Origin of the sequence: Streptomyces sp. sk2.1, from assembly GCF_008120935.1 — a bacterium.
GTDB lineage: Bacteria > Actinomycetota > Actinomycetes > Streptomycetales > Streptomycetaceae > Streptomyces.
The window spans coordinates 137,180-153,521 of record NZ_RDBO01000083.1 but is presented as its reverse complement, the minus strand read 5'-3'; the positions used below and the strand labels follow the sequence as shown (position 1 = coordinate 153,521).

Here is a 16,342-nt window from a genome sequence, read left to right as displayed (position 1 = left end):
CCCCGGCCCTGCGCCCACGCCCCGGCCCCCGGACAGGAGCAGCACGTACGCGCGGCGTAGCACCGCGCCGTACGGGGCCTACGCTGGTCGCATGAGTACGTTGCGTGGACGAGGCACGGTCCGTGGCCTGCCGGAGTGGGACCGCTGTGCGGTCATGGGTGTCGTGAACGTGACCCCGGACTCCTTCTCCGACGGGGGCCGCTGGTTCGACACCACGGCCGCGATCAAACACGGCCTCGACCTGGTCGCCCAGGGCGCCGACCTGATCGACGTCGGCGGCGAGTCCACCCGCCCCGGCGCCAGTCGGGTGGACGCCTCGGAGGAGTTGCGGCGCGTCGTCCCGGTGGTCCGGGGCCTGGCGGCCGAAGGGGTCACGGTCTCCGTGGACACCATGCGGGCCCGGGTCGCCGAGGAGGCCGTCTCGGCCGGGGCCGCCCTGGTCAACGACGTGAGCGGCGGCCTCGCCGACCCGGACATGGTCCCCGTCGTCGCCGCGGCCGGGGCACCGTTCGTGGTGATGCACTGGCGCGGCTTCAGCGAGTCCATGAACAGCCGGGCGGTGTACGGGGACGTCGTCGCCGAGGTCGTCGCCGAGCTGCGGGAGCGGATGGACGCCGTGATCGAGGGCGGCATCGCGCCGGAACGGATCGTGATCGACCCCGGCCTCGGCTTCGCCAAGGAGGCCGCCCACGACCTCGCCCTGGTCGCCCGCCTCGACGCGCTGCGCGCCCTGGGCCGCCCGCTGCTGGTCGCCGCCTCCCGCAAGCGGTTCCTCGGCCACGTACTGGCCGGCGAGGGCGCCGCGCCACCGCCCGCCCGCGAACGCGACGCCGCCACCGCGGCGGTCTCCGCGCTCGCCGCCCACGCGGGCGCCTGGGCCGTCCGGGTCCACGAGGTGCGGGCCACCGCCGACGCCGTACGGGTCGCCCGCGCCGTCGAGGGAGCCGCGTGAGCGGGGACCGCGACGAGCACGCGGAGGCGGCCGCCGACATCGCGGCCGTGGAGCGGGCCAACACCGCCTTCTACGAGGCCATGGAGCGCGGCGACCTGGAGGAGCTCTCCGCCCTCTGGCTGCCCGGCGAGGACCTCACCGTCTCCTGCGTCCACCCCGGCTGGCCGGTGCTGACCGGACGCGGCGAGGTGCTGCGCAGCTACGCCCTGATCATGGCGAACACCGAGTACATCCAGTTCTTCCTGACCGACGTCGGGGTCTCCATGACCGGTGACACCGCCCTGGTGACCTGCACGGAGAACATCCTCAGCGGCGGCCCCGCGGAGGACGGCGGCGCGCTCGGCCCGCTGGTCGGCCAACTCGTCGTGGCCACCAATGTGTTCCGTCGCACATCCGACGGCTGGAAGCTCTGGTCCCACCACGGCTCACCCGTGCTGGCCGGGACCGGCGAGGAGGAGGACGAGGAGTCCTCCTCCTGACCCGGGAAACCCCCGTGTTCCGGGCCGGAGAGCGCCCCGCGGCGGCGCCGGGCGGGCGGTCGTGCCCCGGAAAAGCGGTTGGAACCCCGCGACGCGGGTATACGCGGCTACCAGCCCCGTGGGAGCCCGCCCGCGGCCCCCGCGGGCGGGCACTGTCGGTGCCCGCAGGTAGATTCGAAAGAGGGCACCTCGCCGTCCGCACGCGGCCCCGTGTCTCTACGCCCAACGACAGCAGGAGTGATTCGCGTGGATCGTGTCGCGCTGCGCGGCCTCAAGGCCCGTGGACACCATGGCGTTTTTCCCCGGGAACGGGAAGAGGGCCAGACGTTCATCGTGGACCTGGTGCTCGGCCTCGACACCCGCCCCGCGGCGGCCTCCGACGACCTGGCCAAGACGGTGCACTACGGCATCGTCGCGGAGGAGGTCGTCGAGGTGGTGCAGGGGGAACCCGTCGACCTGATCGAGACGCTCGCGGAACGCATCGCCCAGGCGTGCCTCGGGCACGAAGGGGTCGAGGAGGTGGAGGTCGTGGTGCACAAGCCGGACGCGCCGATCACCGTCCCCTTCGACGACGTCACCATCACCATCACCCGGAGCCGGACATGACCGCGTTTCCCGCCGGAGGGCAGAGCGACCCGACCGTGCAGCCGGTACCCGCCTCCGTGGTCGAGCAGGTGGACGCGGCGGACACCACGCTGTCCAACCCCAAGCTCGCCGTGATCGCCCTGGGGTCCAACCTCGGCAACCGCCTGGAGACCCTCCAGGGGGCCGTCGACGCCCTGGAGGACACCCCCGGCCTGCGGGTCAAGGCGGTCTCCCCGGTGTACGAGACGGAGCCCTGGGGCGTCGCCCCCGGCTCCCAGCCCTCGTACTTCAACGCGGTGATCGTCGTGCGGACCACCCTGCCGCCGTCGTCCCTCCTGGAGCGCGGGCAGGCCGTCGAGGAGGCCTTCGACCGGGTCCGCGAGGAGCGCTGGGGACCGCGCACCATCGACGTCGACATCGTGACGTACGCGGACGTCGTCTCCGACGACCCGGTGCTCACCCTCCCCCACCCCAGGGCCCACGAGCGGGCCTTCGTCCTCGCCCCGTGGCACGACGTCGACCCCGGGGCCCGGCTGCCCGGCGCCGGCCCCGTCACGGAGCTGCTGGCCGCCGTCGGCCGGGAGGGCGTGCTGCCCCGGCCCGACCTGGAACTCCGTCTGCCCGAGTAGTCGTTAGGCTCGACGGACACGGAAAGGGTCCGCCGCGGGCGGGCCCGGCCCCGGCGGCGCGGACCTCGTCCGTGCCGCCGGGACCGGCCACCGGCACACGGACCACTGCGGCGAAGGGCGGACCACTCGGTGAAGCAACTACGGCTCGGGGTACTGGCGGGCCTCTTCGCCGCGGCCGGAGTGCTCTCCTGGAGCGGCGCCCGCCTCTGGGACTCCCTGGGCAGTCTGCCGAGCGTTCCCCTCGCCGCACCGATCGTGCTCGCGGTGATCGCCGTCATCCTGCTGGCCACGGCGTTCTCGATCCGCTCCCGGCTGCGCGCCCAGCGCGAACGCCGCCCGGGAGCCAAGGGCGTCGAACCCCTGATGGCCGCCCGGGCGGTCGTCTTCGGCCAGGCCAGCGCCCTGGTCTCCGCCCTGGTCTCCGGCATGTACGGCGGCGTCGGCGTCTTCCTGCTCGGCTCCCTCGACGTACCGGCCCGCCGCGACCAGGCGATCTACGCGGGCTTCGCGGTCCTGGCCGGCATCGCGGTCGTCGCCGCGGCCCTCTGGCTGGAACGCATCTGCAAGCTCCCGGACGACGACAACGACGACAGGAACTCGGCGACCGCTTAGGACCTCTCCGACCGGTCCCGGCCGCCCCGGTCCGGACCGGGGCGGCCGTGCGGGCGGGTGCCGTCGGCGCCCGTTTGGCCGCTCCGGGTCAGCTCGCCATGATCAGGCTCATGGCCTCGGCGCGCGTCGCGGGGTCGCGCAGCTGCCCGCGCACCGCCGAGGTCAGCGTCTTCGCCCCCGGCTTGCGGATGCCGCGCATCGACATGCACATGTGCTCGCACTCGATGACGACGATGACCCCGCGCGGCTCCAGGATCTCCATCAGGGACTCGGCGATCTGGGTGGTCAGCCGCTCCTGCACCTGCGGACGGCGGGCGTAGACGTCGACGAGCCGGGCCAGCTTCGACAGACCGGTGATCTTCCCGGTGGTGGCCGGAATGTACCCGACGTGCGCGACGCCCCTGAACGGCACCAGATGATGTTCACAGGTCGAGAAAACTTCGATGTCCTTGACCAGGACCATCTCGTCGTGACCCAGGTCGAACGTGGTCGTGAGGACGTCCTCGGGCTCCTGGTACAGACCCGCGAATATCTCCTTGTACGCCCGTGCCACCCGGGCCGGCGTCTCCCGCAATCCCTCGCGGTCCGGATCCTCGCCCACCGCGATGAGAAGTTCGCGTACCGCCGCCTCGGCCCGCTTCTCGTCGAACTCGCCGATCGAGCCCTGGCCGTCCAGCGTCACCGGGTCGGTCATCTGTGCCTCGTTCCTCTGAGCTGTCACCCGCGCACGTCTCCGCACGGTTGTACGGAAAAGCCGCGCCCCCACAGGCTAGAACCTGTGGGGGCGCGGCTTCCATTCCGGGCCCCGCGCGACCCCGTGAGAGGGGCCACACGCGGGAACGGGCGGGTCAGGCCTCGGGGCGCTCCTCCGGGACCGCCTCGGTGGCCGGGGCGGCGTCCGCGGGGGTGGCCGAGCCGTTCGCCGTGGTGGTGCCGTTGGTGAGGGCGAGCTCCTTCGGCGAGAGCACCGGCGGACGCGTCGACGGGGTGCGCCGGGAGGAACCGGTCCACGCCGGGCGGGCCGGGCGCTTCACGATCGGGGCGAAGATCTCGGCGATCTCCTCCTTGCCGAGCGTCTCCTTCTCCAGGAGCTGGAGGACCAGGTTGTCCAGCACGTCGCGGTTCTCGACGAGGATCTCCCACGCGTCGTTGTGGGCGGTCTCGATGAGCTTCTTGACCTCTTCGTCGACGAGCGCCGCGACCTCTTCCGAGTAGTCGCGCTGGTGGCCCATCTCACGGCCCACGAAGGGTTCGGTGTTGTCGCCGCCGAACTTGATCGCGCCGAGCCGCTCCGTCATGCCGTACTGCGTGACCATCGCACGGGCCGTCGCGGTGGCCTTCTCGATGTCGTTGGCCGCACCGGTGGTCGGGTCGTGGAAGACCAGCTCCTCGGCCGCGCGCCCGCCCAGCATGTAGGCCAGCTGGTCGAGCATCTCGTTGCGCGTCGTGGAGTACTTGTCCTCCTCCGGGAGCACCATCGTGTAACCGAGGGCACGGCCGCGGGAGAGGATCGTGATCTTGTGGACCGGGTCCGCCTGGGGAGAGGCCGCCGCGACCAGGGCGTGTCCGCCCTCGTGGTACGCGGTGATCTTCTTCTCCTTCTCGGACATGATCCGGGTCCGCTTCTGCGGGCCCGCCACGACGCGGTCGATGGCCTCGTCGAGCATCTTGTTGTCGATCAGCTTCTGGTTGCCGCGCGCCGTGAGGAGCGCGGCCTCGTTCAGCACGTTCGACAGGTCGGCACCGGTGAAGCCGGGCGTGCGGCGGGCGACGGCGCCGAGATCGACGTCCTTCGCGACCGGCTTGCCCTTCTGGTGCACCTTGAGGATCTCCAGGCGGCCCTGCATGTCCGGCCGGTCGACCGCGATCTGCCGGTCGAAGCGGCCCGGGCGCAGCAGCGCCGGGTCGAGGATGTCCGGCCGGTTCGTGGCGGCGATCAGGATGACGCCGCCCTTCACGTCGAAGCCGTCCATCTCGACGAGCAGCTGGTTGAGCGTCTGCTCGCGCTCGTCGTGACCGCCGCCCATGCCGGCACCGCGGTGCCGGCCGACGGCGTCGATCTCGTCGACGAAGACGATCGCCGGGGCGTTCGCCTTGGCCTGCTCGAAGAGGTCGCGGACCCGGCTGGCGCCGACACCGACGAACATCTCGACGAAGTCGGAGCCGGAGATCGAGTAGAAGGGGACGCCCGCCTCGCCGGCGACGGCGCGCGCGAGCAGCGTCTTGCCGGTACCGGGAGGCCCGTACAGCAGGACGCCCTTGGGGATCTTGGCGCCGACGGCCTGGAACTTCGCCGGCTCCTGGAGGAACTCCTTGATCTCCTGGAGCTCCTCGACGGCCTCGTCGGACCCCGCCACGTCGGCGAACGTCGTCTTCGGGGTGTCCTTGGTGATCAGCTTGGCCTTGGACTTCCCGAACTGCATCACCCGGGAGCCGCCGCCCTGCATCTGGTTCATCAGGAACAGGAAGACGACCACGATCAGGATGAAGGGCAGCAGCGTCAGGAGGATCGAGATGAACGGGGACTGCTTCGACGGCGAGACGGTGTAGCCCTTGTCGATCTGGCCGCTCTCGAACTTCTTCTGCAGTGTGTCGGCGAGCTCGACGCCCTGGTTGCCGATGTAGTTCGCCTGGAACTTGCTTCCGGACTCGCCCGGGAGCTTCTGGCCCTTCTTCAGCTCGATCTTGATGATCTGTTCGTCACCGGTGGTCAGCTTGGCCTGCTCCACCTGGTCCTTGCTGATCGCCTGGATCACCTTGCCGGTGTCCACCGATTTGTGGCCGCCCGACGAGCCGACGACCTGCATCAACACGACCACGGCGAGGACGGCCAGCACGATCCACATGACCGGCCCACGGAAGTATCGCTTCACGTCCATCCATACGGGGCGAAGCCGCCCCGTCCCTCCTGCCCGTAGGTAAATGCTGCTGTGAGAAAAGACTGTTCTTCGGACGGTACCCCAGCATTGTCACCTGGGACCGCCGGGTGCGTCTGTCGAAACCCGTCTTCCGGAGCTCAACGAAGGGAATCCGGTGAAAGGTTCCCCGCCGTCGGCCCCGGCCGGTCCGGGCGTCCGGGCCGGGCGAGGGGTCGGGCGGCGGTCAGCCGCCGTAGACGTGCGGGGCGAGGGTGCCGACGAAGGGGAGGTTGCGGTACTTCTCCGCGTAGTCCAGCCCGTATCCGACGACGAACTCGTTGGGGATGTCGAAACCGACCCACTTGCAGTCGAGCGCGACCTTGGCCGCGTCCGGCTTGCGCAGCAGGGTGCAGATCTCCAGGGACGCCGGCTCGCGCGAGCCGAGGTTCGACATCAGCCAGGACAGGGTCAGGCCCGAGTCGATGATGTCCTCGACGATCAGGACGTGCTTGCCCTTGATGTCGGTGTCCAGGTCCTTGAGGATCCGGACCACTCCGGAGGACTGGGTGCCCGCGCCGTACGACGAGACGGCCATCCAGTCCATGGTGACGGGGGTGGACAGCGCGCGCGCCAGGTCCGCCATCACCATGACCGCGCCCTTGAGGACGCCGACGATGAGCAGGTCCTTGCCCGCGTACTCCGCGTCGATCTTCGCGGCCAGCTCGACGAGCTTCGCGTCGATCTCTTCCTTGGTGAGGAGCACCGACTGGAGGTCGGTGCCCATGTCCTTCTCGTTCACCCGCGTCTCTTTCTCTGCGCTGCCGGTCGCGGGGCGCCGCCCCGCGACCTGTGCGGCCGTCCGCTGCGTGCCGACCGCCCGTGCTTCAGCTCTGCCGAATGACCAGTCTGCCACCCTGCCGCCGGGCTTCGACCCGTCCGGGCAGGTTGATGGCCTGTTGGCCGCGCCATCCGGTGATCAGCCGGTCGACTTCCTCGATGTGCCGGGCGAAGAGCGATCCGGCCGGGGAACCCGCCTCCATCACGGCCCGGCGCAGCACCCGGCGGCGCACGGCGGGGGGCAGGGCGAAGAGCTTGGCGCACTCCAGGCGGCCGGCGTCGTCCCGTACGGTCCGGTCGGCCTCGGCGGCCCAGGTGTCCAGGGCGTCCGCGTCGTCGCGGGAGAGCTGGGCCGTGCGGGCGAGGGCCTCGACCACCCCTTTCCCGAGCGCCTTCTCCAGGGCGGGCAGACCCTCGTGGCGCAGTCGGGAGCGGGTGTAGGCGGGGTCGGTGTTGTGCGGGTCGTCCCAGACGGGCAGGGACTGGACGAGGCAGGCCTTGCGGGCGGTCTGGCGGTCGAGCTGGAGGAAGGGGCGGCGGTAGCGGCCGGCCGGTCCGGACGCGGCGGCCATTCCGGAGAGCGAGCGGATGCCGGAGCCGCGGGCGAGACCGAGCAGCACGGTCTCCGCCTGGTCGTCACGGGTGTGCCCGAGCAGGACGGCGGCGGCGCCGTGCCGCTCGGCCGCCGCGTCCAGGGCGGCGTAGCGGGCGTCGCGGGCCGCGGCCTCGGGGCCGCCCTCCCGGCCGACCCGCACGGCCACGGCCTCGACCGGGTCGAGGTGCATGGCGGTGAGGCGGTCGACGACCTCGGCGGCCCGGGCTCCGGAGCCGTCCTGGAGGCCGTGGTCGACGGTGATGCCGCCGGCCCGGACGTCGAGTTTGCGGGCCTCGAAGGCGAGGGCGGAGGCGAGTGCCATGGAGTCGGCGCCGCCGGAACAGGCCACCAGCACCAGCGGGGTGTCGGGGCGTTCGGGGAGTGCGGCGCGCTGCCTGCCCGCACCGGCTTCGGCGAGCTCGGGGTGCGGGGTGTGCCGGAGGTCTCCGGCGCTTCGGGTGTGCTCGGTGAGTACGTCGTGGAGTACGCGGCGGACCGCCAGGCGTATCGCCGCGACCGCAGGATGGGGACCCATGTCCGGTGCCCTTCGTGAAGTTTTGGGAGATGCCTCGAAGTGGCGGACGGAAGACGGGCCGTCACTCAGAGTGCGTCGATGGTGACAGAGGCAAGACGTCCATCGAGCATTGCACGCCTTCCCGTGCCCCTACGGTCCCTCGGATGGGTGATTACCGGCGCGTTCTCGTTCGGGGCGCCCGCCGTCGGGCCCGCGACGCCCCGGTGCCTGCCGCCGGGCGTTCCCCGTCGTCCGCCGGCGGGCCCGCCGCGCTCACGGCTCCGCCCTGCGGTGCACCCGCGCGACCCAGTCCGCCGGTTTCGCGATCTCCGCCTTCGTCGGCAGGGTGTTCGGCGAGGTCCACACCCGGTTGAAGCCGTCCATGCCGACCTCGTCGACCACGGCGCGGACGAATCGCTCGCCGTCGCGGTACTGGCGCAGCTTCGCGTCGAGCCCGAGGAGCTTGCGCAGCGCCTGGTCGAGGCGGCTCGCGCCGCGCGCCCTGCGCTGCTGGAACTTCTCCCGGATCTCGCCGACGGAGGAGACGACCTCGGGTCCGACCCCGTCCATCACGTAGTCGGCGTGGCCTTCGAGCAGGGACATCACGGCGGTGAGCCGGCCGAGGATCTCCCGCTGCGAGGGGGTCTGGACGAGTTCGACCAGGCTGCGTCCGCCGTCCTCGCCGGTCTCGCCCTCGGGGCGGCCCCCGGCCAGCGACTGGGCGGCCTCGCGGAGCCGTTCCAGGACGGTCATCGGGTCGATGTCGGTCTCGTCGAGGAATGACTGGATCTCGCCCTGGAGGTGGTCGCGGAGCCAGGGCACTCCGGTGAACTGGGTGCGGTGGGTCTCCTCGTGGAGCGCGACCCAGAGCCGGAAGTCGTGCGGGTCCACGTCGAGTTCGCGCTCGACGTGGACGATGTTGGGGGCGACCAGCAGGAGCCTGCCGCCGCCGGTCGAGGCGGGCAGCTCGCGGGTGGCGGGGGCGAAGGTCTCGTACTGGCCGAGGACCCGGGAGGCCAGGAACGACAGCAGCATCCCCACCTCGACGCCGGTCACCTTGCCGCCGACCGCGCCGAGCACGGCGCCGCCGGCGGTGCCCGCGCGCCGGTCCTGCATCTTGCCCAGGAGCGGGCCGAGCAGTTCGCGGAAGCCCGCGACGTTGGCCTTGATCCAGCCCGCCCGGTCCACGACCAGGACCGGGGTGTCCTCCGGTTCGGCCCCCTCGGGGATCATCCGGGTGAAGGAGCGGACGTGCTCCTCCGAGGCCCTGGCGTGCCGGCGCAGCTCGGCGACGACCTCACGGGCCTCCTCCCGGCTGATCTCCGGCCCCGGCCGGACAAGTCGGGTCGCGGTCGCGACCGCGAGGTTCCAGTCGACCATCTGGGCACCACCGATGCTCGTCATGCGTCAACCGTACGTGCTCGGCCCCGTCCGCGGTGCGGTGTCGACCGGCCCGGATTCTGTCGGGGCGGTCCGGGCCGGGCCGCCCGGCGGGGCCTCAACGGGTGCGGGTGGCCAGGCTGGTGGCGAGCGCGTCGAGGGAGGACTGGGCGTCGGACGGGGAGGTGGTGCCCGATGCCAGGAAGGCGAAGGCGAGCAGCCGGCCCTGTCCGTCGACGACCGTTCCGGCGAGGGTGTTCACGCCGGTGAGGGTGCCGGTCTTGGCCCGGACCAGGCCGGTTCCCGCGGACTTCCCGGTGTAGCGGTCGCTGAGCGTGCCGGTGAAGCCGGCCACGGGCAGGCCGGTGAGGACGGGGCGCAGTTCGGGGTGGGCCGGGTCGGCGGCGCGGGCGAGGAGGCCGGCCAGCAGCCGGGCGGTGACCTTGTCCTTGCGGTCCAGTCCGCTGCCGTCGGCGAGGACGGCCCCGGTCAGCGGGAGGCGGAGCTTCCCGAGCTGCTCGGTGACGGCCCGTCGGGCGCCGGCGAAGTCGGCGGGGCGGCCCGCCTTGATGGCGGTCTGCCGGGCGAGCGCCTCGGCGATGTCGTTGTCGCTGTTGGTCAGGGCGCGTTCGACCAGGGCGGAGAGGGGGGCGGAGAGGTGCTGGGCGACCTGCCGGGACCCGGCGGCCGGGCGGCCGTGCCCCGGCCCGGACCCGGTGTCGACCCCGGCGTCGTCGAGGAGCCTCGCGAAGGCTTCGGCGGCGTCCTTCGCCGGGTCGTCGCTGCGCGGGGCGGGTCCGCTGTCGGTGTCGTCGAGCCTGCCCTCGTCGATCATCAGGGCGCTGACCGGCGCGATGTTCTCGTTGGGGCCGATCGGGTGGCGCGCGGGTCCGGAGTAGCGGGAGGTGTCGTACGAGAGGCGGGCCCGGTCGACGCCGTGGTCCTTCAGGGCGCGCGCGGTGCCGGTGGCGAGCGTGCGCAGGGCCGCCCGGTCGAGGGTGGGGTCGCCGCCGCCGACCAGGGTGATCCGGCGGTGGTCGGGGGAGACCAGGACCTTCGTGGCGATGCGGTGGTCGGGACCGAGCGCGCTCAGCGCGGCGGCCGCGGTGGCGATCTTGACGGTGGAGGCGGGGGTCATGGGCAGGTCGGCGCCCCGGCCGTACAGCCGGGTGCCGTCGGCGGTGTCGATGACGACGGCGGTGTGCCGGGTGCCCAGGGCGGGGGCCTTCAGCAGCGGGTCGAGGGCGGCGCGGAGGTCCGGTGCCACGCTGTCGGGGGTGTGCCGGGCGTCCGGGGCGGCGTTGTCGACGGGGGTGAGGGCGGCGAGGACGGCCGGGGCGCTGGGCGCGGGCGCGGGCCCGTCGGGGGTGCCGGTGCCGTGATGTGCGCCACCTGTGTGGTTACGGGCGGCGGCCCAGTCCCGCTCGGCCTTACGCTGACCCGAGTCCCAGGGGCCGGCGGCAAGGACGACGCCGGCCGCGAGCACCAGGCCGAGCCCGGCGGACACGGCGGTGAACTGTCGGTCGTTCAGTCCCTTCAACCTGGTCACGGCACCCCGACGGGTGAGCCGGATCAGCTTGTCCAGCGGATTGACCGACGGTCTTTTCACCGGCTCGTCCACCGTTGACCAGCCCCTTTCGCGAGCACACATCTGCGTGGGGGACACTTAATCACCAGTCGTATGTGTTGATCATGGAGGAGCCACCCGTGGAGTTCGACGTCACCATCGAGATCCCGAAGGGTTCGCGGAACAAGTACGAGGTGGACCACGAGACCGGTCGGATCCGCCTGGACCGTCGACTCTTCACCTCGACCAGCTACCCGGCGGACTACGGCTTCGTCGAGAACACCCTCGGCGAGGACGGCGACCCGCTGGACGCGCTGGTCATCCTGGACGAGCCGACCTTCCCCGGCTGCCTCATCAAGTGCCGTGCCATCGGCATGTTCCGGATGACGGACGAGGCCGGCGGCGACGACAAGCTGCTGTGCGTGCCGGCCTCCGACCCCCGGGTGGAGCACCTGCGCGACATCCACCACGTGTCGGAGTTCGACCGCCTGGAGATCCAGCACTTCTTCGAGGTCTACAAGGACCTGGAGCCCGGCAAGTCGGTCGAGGGTGCCGACTGGGTCGGCCGCGCCGAGGCCGAGGCCGAGATCGAGGCGTCCTACAAGCGTCTTGAGGCGCAGGGCGGCGCGCACTGACACCGGCTCGTGGCCGGTGTCCGGCCGCGGCGCGTGCGCCGCGGCGTGCGGGCTCCGGCGGGTGAGCCGACGTACGCGAGCCGACGTGCGTGAACCGGCGTACGCGGGTTTCGGCGCGTGAACCGAGGCACGTGACCGAGGTGCGCGACATGGTTCCGCTTGCGGTTCCGTACGGGAACGGGCGGTACTCCTTCCGTGGGAGTGCCGCCCGTTCCGCGTACCCGCCCGGCGCACGGGGCCCGCGACCGTTCCGGGGCCCGCGGACCGGCCCCTGGAAGACCCTCCCCGTGCCCGTCCCGGATCTTCTGGCGTCCGCGGGCTTGTCCGTGGCCATACTGGGCACAAGCGCAGCCATGGACGCGCGGTAGTGACGAGGAGCGAGGGTCAGTGGTGGCGGAACCGGGCGGTCCGGAGGACCAGAAGCCCCAGTCCGACGAGGCGCGCAGCGCCTTCGTACCGCCTGCCGGGGTGGAGCAGCGCACATCCGTGCCCGAGGACGACCATCCGACGTCGGAGTTCGCCGTTCCGGCCGGTCTGACGGACGCCCCGGGGGCGGGCGCCGGTTCCGCTTCCGGTTCCGGTCCGGGCTCGGGGCAGGGTTCGGGCCAGGACCCGGTCGGCTCCGCCTTCGCCCCGCCGAGCACCTACGGCGCCCAGAACTCGCCGCCCGCCTTCACCCCGGCCCAGGGCATACCGATGATCCGGCTGACCAAGGAGGCTCCCTGGCAGGACCGGATGCGCACGATGCTGCGGATGCCGGTCGCCGAGCGCCCGGCGCCCGAGACGGCTCAGAAGTCCGACGACGTGGGGCCCGCGGTGCCGCGCGTGCTCGACCTGACGCTGCGCATCGGGGAGCTGCTGCTGGCGGGCGGCGAGGGCGCCGAGGACGTCGAGGCGGCCATGTTCGCGGTGACCCGCAGCTACGGCCTGGACCGCAGCGAGCCGACCGTCACCTTCACCCTGCTGTCGATCTCGCACCAGCCCTCGCTGGTCGACGACCCGGTGACGGCGAGCCGCACCGTGCGCCGTCGCGGCACCGACTACACCCGGCTGGCCGCGGTCTTCCGGCTCATCGACGACATCACCTCCGAGGACGTCGAGGTCTCGCTGGAGGAGGCGTACCGGCGGCTGGCGGAGATCCGCCGCAACCGCCACCCGTACTCCGGCTGGGTGCTGACGCTGGCCGGCGGCGGTCTCGCGGGGGCGGCCTCGGTGCTGGTCGGCGGTGGTCCGCTGGTGTTCCTGGTGGCCGCGGTCGGCGCGATGCTCGGCGACCGGCTGGCCTGGCTCTGCGCCGGGCGGGGGCTGCCGGAGTTCTACCAGTTCGTGGTGGCCGCGATGCCGCCCGCCGCGATGGGCGTGGCACTGACCCTCACCCACTGGTCGGACGTACGGCCCTCGGCGGTGATCACCGGTGGGCTGTTCGCGCTGCTGCCGGGGCGGGCCCTGGTGGCGGGCGTGCAGGACGGGCTGACCGGTTTCTACATCACCGCGGCCGCGCGGCTGCTCGAAGTCATGTACCTGTTCATCGGCATCGTCGTCGGCGTGCTGCTCGTGCTGTACCTGGGGCTCCAGCTGGGCGCCCAGCTGAACCCCGAGGCCAGGTTCATCCCCCACGACCGGCCGGTGGTGCAGATCCTGGCGTCGATGGCGCTCTGTTTCGCCTTCGCGATCCTGCTCCAGCAGGACCGGTCCACGGTGCTCGCGGTGACTCTCAACGGCGCCGTCGCCTGGGTGATCTACGGGGCGATGGCCAGGACCGGCGACATCTCGCCGGTGCTGGCGACCGCGACGGCGGCCGGTCTGGTGGGTCTGTTCGGGCAGCTGTTCTCGCGCTACCGGTACACCTCGTCGCTGCCGTTCATCACGGCGGCGATCGGTCCGCTGCTGCCCGGTTCGGCCACGTACTTCGGTCTGCTGGCCGTGGCCCAGGGGCGGGTGAACGCCGGGCTCGCCTCGCTGTCGACCGCGGTGGCCACGGCGCTGGCCATCGCGATCGGGGTGAACCTGGGGGGCGAGATCTCCCGGCTGTTCATGCGGGTGCCGGGAGCGGTCGGCGGGGCGAACCGCCGCGCGGCCAAGCGGACGCGCGGCTTCTGACCGCCCCGGCCCGGCCCGGCCCGCGACGACCGGACCGCGGCCCCGGCCCCCGGTCCGCGCGTACGGCTCGGGCCTCGGGGTCCGTACGTACGACTCGGCCTCCGGCCCGTACGCACGACTCGGGCCGACCCGCTCGTGTGCTGCGGGTCGGCCCGGGTGGTGTGACGGCTGCGGGTCAGCGTTTGGCGTGGCGGCCTCGCTGGCCCGTGGAGGGGGCGTTTCCGACGGCCGGGCCCTGGCCCTCGCCGCCGCCCGCCGCCGCTTCCTTCTTCGACCTGGAGCGGGCCCGCAGGAACTCGATCGCGATCGGCACCACCGAGATGAGCACGATCAGGATGAGGATCGCCTCGATGTTCTGGTGGACGAACTCGATCTTGCCGAGGGCCGCGCCGAGCAGCGTGACGCCGACGCCCCAGAGGACTCCGCCGATGATGTTGAACACGATGAACGAGCGGTAGTTCATCCGGCTCACACCGGCGATGATCGGCGTGAACGTACGCACGATGGGCACGAAGCGGGCCAGGATCAGTGACTTCGGCCCGTACTTCTCGAAGAACTCGTGCGCCTTCTCGACGTTCTCCTGCTTGAAGAAGCGGGAGTCCGGACGGTTGAAGAGCGCCGGGCCGACCTTGCGGCCGAAGAGGTAGCCCACCTGGTCGCCGATGATCGCCGCCAGCGCCACCAGGACGCAGACCAGCCAGAGCGGTGTGTGCAGCTTGCCCGCGGTCACCAGCAGACCCGTGGTGAACAGCAGGGAGTCTCCGGGCAGGAAGAAACCGATCAGCAGACCGGATTCCGCGAAGACGATGACCAGCACACCGAGCAGTCCGAACTGCCCGATGAGATAGTCCGGGTCCAGCCAGCTCGGTCCGAGCGCAAGCGTATTCAAGGGTCCGGGCTCCTGGATCGATCGATGACGGCTGCGTGGCCGCCCAAAGCTATCAACGTGGAACGACTCCCCCGGGTTCCAGATGGCCCGCACGAGGGCGCGCACCGTCCCGGCCGGAGATGCACTCCGGACCAACCGGGACAAAGCTGTCTCCAGGAGGTGCCACACGATGGGCATTGAGGATTACGGCGGCGGACAGGCGGCCCAGTCCGACGTCCTGGTCGTCACGACGAACGACGTTCCGGGTCACCGGGTGACGCAGGTGATCGGGGAGGTGTTCGGCCTGACAGTCCTTCCCCGAGCTCTCGGCTGCGCTCGAGCGGGGAGACCCCACTCGCCATCTGGGCAGCCAGATCGGCGCCGGGCTGAAGTCCATGATCGGCGGCGAACTGAAGGGGCTGACCAAGACCCTCGTCGAGATCCGGAACCAGGCGATGGAGCGGCTCGTCGAGCAGGCCAGGGCGCGGGGCGCCAACGCGGTGCTGATGATGCGCTTCGACGTGACCGAGGCGGCCGACGTGGGCACCGAGGTCTGCGCGTACGGCACGGCGGCCGTGATCAGCCGGACGTGACCGGTGGGGGCCGGGCGGGGGCCACGGCTCCGGCCCGACCGGGGCCCGGCGGGGCCGGAGCCCGGCGAGAGCGGGGCCGGCCGGCGGCCGTGACCGGGGAAGCCCGGTCGGCGGCGGCCGCGGGGTCTCGGCGGGGCGCCCCGGAGCGTCCCGCCGGGGCCCCGCCGCCCGGTCACGCCAGGCGTTCGGCGTTGGCCTCGATCGCGTCCCGCAGGTGCTCGGCCATCCCCGGCCGGATCGCCTCGTAGTACGCCCGGAACCTCGGGTCGGACACGTACATCTCGCCGAGCCCCCGGTGCATCTCGGGGCCGCACTCGTAGAACCGGCCGATGATGCGGCGGCGGTGCTCCTCGGCCAGGTCCATCGCGCGCTCGCCGGTGGCCGGTTCGCCGGCCTCCATCAGCGCGCCGTAGGCGGCGCCCCATTCGGCGGCCTCCGCCTGCATCCGCTTCCAGTCGTCCTTGGTGTACGACGCGGCGCGGCGCTGCGACTCGGCGTACGCGTCGGTGCCGCCCCAGCGGCGCCCGGCCTCCTCCGCGTGCATCTCGGGGTCCTTGTCCCCGAAGACCTCGAACTTCTCCTCGGGTGTGAGGTTGATGCCCATCTTCCGTGCCTCCATGGCTTTCTCGACGGCGTCGGCCATCTTCCGGAGCTCGGCGATCCGGTCGGTCAGCATCCGGTGCTGGCGGTGCAGGTGTTCCTGCGGGTCCGCCTCCGGGTCGTCGAGCAGTACCGCGATCCGGTCGAGCGGGAAGCCCAGCTCCCGGTAGAACAGGATCCGCTGGAGCCGGTCGAGGTCGCCGTCGTCGTAACGGCGGTGACCGGCGTGGCTGCGCCCGCCGGGCGAGAGCAGCCCGATGCCGTCGTAGTGGTGCAGGGTGCGCACCGTGACTCCGGCGAATTCGGCGACCTGTCCCACGGAGTAGTCCATGGCTCCCCGCTCCCTTCTCCGTCCCGGGTACGTCCCGATGCTGGGTCCTGACGTCGCGTGAGGTGCAAGCCGGAACGCCGTCGCGCCCGCCGACGCCGTCACGTTCGCCACCACCAGGAGGGTTATGCGGCTTTTGCGCCGTTATGGTGAGCCGGTGGCCACCGATTCTCCCCCGCCCACCGGGTCCACCCTCTCGCCCGCCGGGGC

The 16,342-nt window shown here is 72.0% G+C and carries 15 protein-coding genes and 1 pseudogene; 8 read left to right on the top strand and 8 right to left on the bottom strand.

Annotated features, from left to right (window positions below):
• The first annotated feature begins 91 nt into the window (after positions 1-91).
• The 5 genes from folP (at position 92) to EAO76_RS37515 (ending at position 3,257) form a co-directional block, all read left to right on the top strand.
• Entirely contained in the window at positions 92-952 is an 861-nt protein-coding gene (gene folP, locus EAO76_RS37535) for a dihydropteroate synthase (protein WP_148840695.1), read from the top strand.
• On the top strand, positions 949-1,431 hold the full coding sequence (locus tag EAO76_RS37530; protein WP_148840694.1) for a nuclear transport factor 2 family protein: 483 nt from the start codon (positions 949-951) through the stop codon (positions 1,429-1,431). The genes folP and EAO76_RS37530 overlap by 4 nt, the downstream gene beginning before the upstream one ends.
• A 246-nt stretch (positions 1,432-1,677) precedes the next feature.
• Positions 1,678-2,037 (top strand): dihydroneopterin aldolase, encoded by a 360-nt coding sequence (gene folB / locus EAO76_RS37525; protein WP_148840693.1) that lies wholly within the window; start codon positions 1,678-1,680, stop codon positions 2,035-2,037.
• Positions 2,034-2,645, top strand: coding sequence for a 2-amino-4-hydroxy-6-hydroxymethyldihydropteridine diphosphokinase (folK, locus tag EAO76_RS37520; protein ID WP_148840692.1), 612 nt, complete (start codon positions 2,034-2,036; stop codon positions 2,643-2,645). Before folB ends, folK begins: the two co-directional genes overlap by 4 nt.
• A 129-nt stretch (positions 2,646-2,774) precedes the next feature.
• The gene (locus tag EAO76_RS37515) at positions 2,775-3,257 is read left to right on the top strand and encodes a DUF3180 domain-containing protein (RefSeq protein WP_148840691.1); all 483 of its coding nucleotides are present in this window, start codon (positions 2,775-2,777) and stop codon (positions 3,255-3,257) included.
• An 88-nt stretch (positions 3,258-3,345) separates the two neighbouring features.
• Here EAO76_RS37515 and folE read toward each other — a convergent pair whose 3' ends face one another.
• From folE to dacB, 6 genes are all read right to left on the bottom strand, one after another.
• On the bottom strand, positions 3,346-3,951 hold the full coding sequence (gene folE / locus EAO76_RS37510; protein WP_148840690.1) for a GTP cyclohydrolase I FolE: 606 nt from the start codon (positions 3,949-3,951) through the stop codon (positions 3,346-3,348).
• A gap of 154 nt (positions 3,952-4,105) precedes the next feature.
• Entirely contained in the window at positions 4,106-6,136 is a 2,031-nt protein-coding gene (gene ftsH / locus EAO76_RS37505) for an ATP-dependent zinc metalloprotease FtsH (RefSeq protein ID WP_148840689.1), read from the bottom strand.
• Between the two features lie 223 nt (positions 6,137-6,359).
• Positions 6,360-6,899 (bottom strand): hypoxanthine phosphoribosyltransferase, encoded by a 540-nt coding sequence (hpt, locus tag EAO76_RS37500; RefSeq protein WP_072487175.1) that lies wholly within the window; start codon positions 6,897-6,899, stop codon positions 6,360-6,362.
• Between the two features lie 100 nt (positions 6,900-6,999).
• Positions 7,000-8,082: a tRNA lysidine(34) synthetase TilS gene (gene tilS / locus EAO76_RS37495; protein WP_148840688.1), complete on the bottom strand. Its 1,083-nt coding sequence runs from the start codon at positions 8,080-8,082 to the stop codon at positions 7,000-7,002.
• 252 nt (positions 8,083-8,334) lie between these two features.
• Positions 8,335-9,465, bottom strand: a complete 1,131-nt coding sequence (locus EAO76_RS37490) for a zinc-dependent metalloprotease (protein ID WP_148840687.1) — start codon at positions 9,463-9,465, stop codon at positions 8,335-8,337.
• Between the two features lie 94 nt (positions 9,466-9,559).
• Positions 9,560-11,062 carry a D-alanyl-D-alanine carboxypeptidase/D-alanyl-D-alanine-endopeptidase gene (gene dacB / locus EAO76_RS37485; protein WP_376038930.1) on the bottom strand — a complete coding sequence of 501 codons (1,503 nt, stop codon included), beginning with the start codon at positions 11,060-11,062 and terminating at the stop codon, positions 9,560-9,562.
• An 86-nt stretch (positions 11,063-11,148) separates the two neighbouring features.
• On the opposite strand from dacB, the gene EAO76_RS37480 reads away from it, so the two are divergent.
• The gene (locus EAO76_RS37480; protein WP_003968257.1) at positions 11,149-11,643 is read left to right on the top strand and encodes an inorganic diphosphatase; all 495 of its coding nucleotides are present in this window, start codon (positions 11,149-11,151) and stop codon (positions 11,641-11,643) included.
• Positions 11,644-12,030: 387 nt separating this feature from the next.
• Positions 12,031-13,743 carry a threonine/serine exporter ThrE family protein gene (locus EAO76_RS37475; protein WP_148840685.1) on the top strand — a complete coding sequence of 571 codons (1,713 nt, stop codon included), beginning with the start codon at positions 12,031-12,033 and terminating at the stop codon, positions 13,741-13,743.
• A 175-nt stretch (positions 13,744-13,918) separates the two neighbouring features.
• On the opposite strand, the gene EAO76_RS37470 is transcribed toward EAO76_RS37475, so the two are convergent.
• Entirely contained in the window at positions 13,919-14,632 is a 714-nt protein-coding gene (locus EAO76_RS37470) for a DedA family protein (RefSeq protein ID WP_148840684.1), read from the bottom strand.
• Between the two features lie 169 nt (positions 14,633-14,801).
• On the opposite strand from EAO76_RS37470, the pseudogene EAO76_RS37465 reads away from it, so the two are divergent.
• Positions 14,802-15,204 (top strand): annotated as a pseudogene (locus EAO76_RS37465) (YbjQ family protein).
• Positions 15,205-15,376: 172 nt separating this feature from the next.
• Here the strand turns inward: EAO76_RS37465 and EAO76_RS37460 are convergent.
• A complete protein-coding gene (locus EAO76_RS37460) occupies positions 15,377-16,135 on the bottom strand; it encodes a MerR family transcriptional regulator (RefSeq protein WP_148840683.1) in 759 nt (252 codons plus the stop codon).
• Positions 16,136-16,342 lie beyond the last annotated feature (207 nt).